This is a genomic window from Segatella salivae DSM 15606 (genome assembly GCF_000185845.1).
In the GTDB taxonomy this organism is placed as follows: Bacteria; Bacteroidota; Bacteroidia; order Bacteroidales; family Bacteroidaceae; genus Prevotella; species Prevotella salivae.
Genome location: NZ_GL629647.1, coordinates 3,163,095 through 3,167,107, shown reverse-complemented (window position 1 = coordinate 3,167,107; position 4,013 = coordinate 3,163,095). Strand labels below are relative to the sequence as shown.

Sequence of the window (4,013 nt, the reverse complement as noted above, 5' to 3'; positions counted from 1 at the left end):
CCATTTATCATACAATAAGTGAGACCTTCAGTAATTGACGACTGCATGTCTGTGAAGAGAGCTTGATATTTGCCATATACGAGGTCTGCATTGCGATCTGCAGCACGTGCAATCTCTTCTTTATTGAGTTCATCTATCTTTTCTCGTTCCTTCTCTACAATTTTTTCTTTTAATAATTGTGTAGCAATCTGTTTCTCACGTCGTGGTCCTATTGTTTTTACATTAGAGCGACTTTCATCAAAATGTACTCGCCAGCCAGACTTAAAACCATGCCATTCCCAGCGTTGGGAGGCACCACTATATTTTTTATGAAAAAGATAGTACCACCAATCTGGAGAAAAATCCCAATGTCCTTGTTCCATAGAGCGAATTTGATTCTCTTTTTGTTTATCATGAACAGGATATTGTGCAAAGCATTTTAATGAACCCAATAATGTTATTAGGATAAAGAAAACTTTTCTCATATTTATGAAATATTACTTGTCCAATTATTTATTATATCTTTTGCAATACCATCATAGACGTCACTATTAAGGATATCCCAGATATAGTCATATCTAAAGCCGCCAAGACTAACACATTTACTCCAGAAGAGGGCTTGATTTATTAGACTACGGATTACTGCTATCTGCTCTTGAATATTATAAATAACCTCAATACGTTCATCTAATGACGCTTTAAGAATATTAGTTTCAGAAGCAACCAACAGGGTAATTGAATTTTTCAATAGCGATATCCTCTTAGCCACATTATAATTTGTTTCAGCAAAATACCAGGCAATCTGTGGCTTGCGGAACAGATTATTACTCATTAGCTTCGTAAACTGAATATATTCCTTCGTTGCATTACCCACATCAAGAGTAGTTTTAGACATTGCTGCAGCAAGGATAATCCATTGATGTGCATTGTTGAGCTTTGAGTTCAGCGTTTTACGAACCTCGTGAAACTTTGTTGTATTCTCGGTTGCAACCCCTTGTTCCAAATAGCTTGCAGAAACCTGATGTACAGATAACTCTTCAGCTTTAGCCATCTGCTTATGAAGCTCTATCAAAGCTGAGATTGTAGGAAGGTCATCTGGTCCAACGATGCCTGCCCAACTATTATAAGTGGACAGAAACAACAGCAAGATTAATATTATCTTTTTCATATGCTATTTTTCATTTCATATTTCCAATCATTTACAACAGACTCAACCATATTCTTACCTTGAAAGAAAGTAGCCCATGTGAGTGGATCAATATTATATATGAAATTACTAAACGTCCTACAATACTCACAGATGTACATGATTTGCTGTAGACGTGTATTTATATCTATAATATGAGCTAAAAGTTCATTAGCCAAGGTCAGACGCTGATAACGATCAAGAAAATTATAACCATCTCCTTTTCCCAAATGTGCATTTTTAAGTAGTAATGTAAGTTTATCATTGGTCTTACCACTTGTAAACTCAGTAAAATCAACCTTGCCATTATTCACAATGTCTATAAACTTTTCTATTAACCCTACAACTTCTGTTTGGATATTGACAATCTCATTCAAGCTATTAATGTAATTAATGCCAGGACATCGATTTATAGCTTTAACAGCATTGGCAGTATTCCCTGGTATCTGAGCAAAGTTCTCAACCATTTGTTTATAGTAAACAGACTCTTCTCCAAATCCATCTATGTTCTGCATAGACATTCTATACAGTTCTTTAATAGACTCCATAGAAGCCGTATAAGACATTATCTTATCTTGCTTTTTACGAATATTGTCCAATATAGCATTATGACTACCTTCAATTGCTGTTTGAAAAGTAGTATTACCCATTACTGCTGCTGTACTTTTCCAGTCATAGACGACTCTAACCCAAGCTTTAATATGTAATGTTGAAAATAACACCATTACAACTAATGTATATCTTCTTATTTGTCCCATAGGTCCATAATATTTTGATGTTTATTGATGAGCACAGCAAAATCGAAGTATCTACTAAGATTTATCCTTTTTCTATCCTCTTCTATGTGCGCAATAGCCTGTTCTATGTTATTATTATAAGCACACTCGTATATTTTTAAGGCTTCTTTCTCAACACGCTCTGTTGTAAATGCCCAGTACCACTCTGGAGGGACCTCTACTGAATAGACATCGGAGTTTTGACCTCGGCTTATCCACACTTCCTTGTGATAAGGGATTCCTTCTTTTGAGGGTAAAGCATTAACTGTGAAAATCTGCTGCTTCTGTACTTCAGTTAAGCCTAATATAGAAGATATATCTTCATATCTATCCTTGAATTTACTCTGATCTAAAAGGATCTTTACATCTGAATTATTAATAATAGCTTCTTTTACAATAGGAGAATCTATCACATCGTTGAGTTCCTGTGTAACAACTCCAGCAATTCCATTGAATTTACGAACAGTTTTGTAGAGGTACTTTATATATCCTGCCATCGTTGGCGATGATATAGCCTTCCACGCCTCTTCAATTATAAGAGCCTTTCTTCCTTTTTTCAAGCGCATTTTTTGCAAAAACACATCCATAATGATAAGGACTACAATTGGGAAAAGAATTGGATCATCCTTGATTTTATCTATCTCAAAAACTATAAATTTCTCATCAAAGAGAGAGCTGTCGAATTCATTGTTCAAAGTGTGTTCTAACTCGCCGCCTTTGTAGAACTGTTCCAATATAGCTGCAAAATCATCGATGTCAAATTCGATTTTCTTTTCTTTCATAATTTGCGGTATACGCTCTAACGCAAACTCATAGTATGTGTTGAATGATAGATTTGAGACGTGAAGTTTTCTGCGTTTCTTTTCCATCTTATCTATCTTCTTTTCTATACGCATGAGATACTTACCTTCTATAAGCTCAGGCATAAGTCTTATAAGTTGGCGATTAGCATTTTGCTTCTCTCCATCTGTTGCTGCCTTATCATAGACAATGTTACGCAGCTTGTTAACTTGACGTTCTATTTTTGCATGATGGTCTTTTTCCTCATCAGTAAACTCCAAGTCATCAGTTTCCTTTCTTTCTTTAATTTTACTATATGAATCCACTATATCATCAGATGAAATACCTTCCAACTCACTTATAGTATAGTCGCCGCCATACTTTTCCTCTAACTTCTCCTCATAACGTTCATATTCTCCATTCTTTTTTTCTTCAAGAAGTAATCTTTCACGAAGTCGTTCCCTCTCTCTTTCTGAGAACTTTTCAAATGGATGATAATATTCATCATAATACTCAACCAAAGTCTGGTTAATTATCTTGTCTTCTATTTTAGTTGGCTCTTCATTACCCTTAAAGATAAGGAAGATAAGGGACTTGAGAAACTGTTTCTTCTCTCCAAAATTCAGATTGTACTCGTCAGAAGTAATACAGAAAGGGTTCATAGAAATAGGTTTATCCTTACTGTAGGTGATATATGTACCTTGAAAATAATGACTGATACCCTCATAACTATCTCCTGTATCAATCATTACAACGTCAGTATCCTGCATCAAAAGCTGAGCTACAACAGAATTCATGTGGAAACTTTTTCCGCTTCCACTTGGACCAAGACAAAAAAAGTTTGCATTGTCGGTCATCTTTATTTTTCCTTCCTTACCTGTAATATCAATAGACACAGGAATACCCTGACGGTCAGTATAGAATACATTAAGTCGTGATTCCTCACTATGCTTCATGTGTTCTTTATAGAAAAGGCAGAGAGCAGCATCGCCTAGAGTTAGGAATAAGTCGTAATCCTTATTAAAGGAATATGACATTCCTGGAAATGAGTTGGAAAATAGCTCTAATTGGTTATAACAAGCCTTAGAGGGCATAATACCACAGTCATATAGTTTTGTTTCTATGAACGATCCGACCTCATTTACTTTTATTAGAGGACAAGATGCGATAATATTAAAGTTGCAATAGACGAGTAACTTGCTTTCTTTAGCAAGCAAGTCAAGAACGCGGTCGATATCCGCCTTAGCAATTTTATTACTAGGATCAGGCTATAGAATCATGACGTTTAGCCT

3 protein-coding genes and 1 pseudogene are annotated in these 4,013 nt (G+C 35.4%); all 4 read right to left on the bottom strand.

The window, feature by feature from the left end; all coding sequences use genetic code 11:
• Positions 1-464: DUF5045 domain-containing protein (locus tag HMPREF9420_RS12340; RefSeq protein WP_007136066.1), on the bottom strand; the 464-nt coding region annotated here is incomplete at its 3' end.
• 2 nt (positions 465-466) lie between these two features.
• A complete protein-coding gene (locus HMPREF9420_RS12335) occupies positions 467-1,147 on the bottom strand; it encodes a hypothetical protein (protein WP_007136065.1) in 681 nt (226 codons plus the stop codon).
• Positions 1,144-1,923 carry a hypothetical protein gene (locus HMPREF9420_RS12330; protein WP_007136064.1) on the bottom strand — a complete coding sequence of 260 codons (780 nt, stop codon included), beginning with the start codon at positions 1,921-1,923 and terminating at the stop codon, positions 1,144-1,146. Before HMPREF9420_RS12330 ends, HMPREF9420_RS12335 begins: the two co-directional genes overlap by 4 nt.
• Positions 1,911-4,013, bottom strand: a pseudogene (locus HMPREF9420_RS12325) (TraG family conjugative transposon ATPase); the annotation flags it as partial. The gene HMPREF9420_RS12330 and the pseudogene HMPREF9420_RS12325, both read right to left, overlap by 13 nt.

Bases quoted from the DNA above. Each gene is read 5' to 3' on its own strand.
- HMPREF9420_RS12335 (WP_007136065.1), bottom strand. From the start codon at position 1,147: ATGAAAAAGATAATATTAATCTTGCTGTTGTTTCTGTCCACTTATAAT.
- HMPREF9420_RS12330 (WP_007136064.1), bottom strand. From the start codon at position 1,923: ATGGGACAAATAAGAAGATATACATTAGTTGTAATGGTGTTATTTTCA.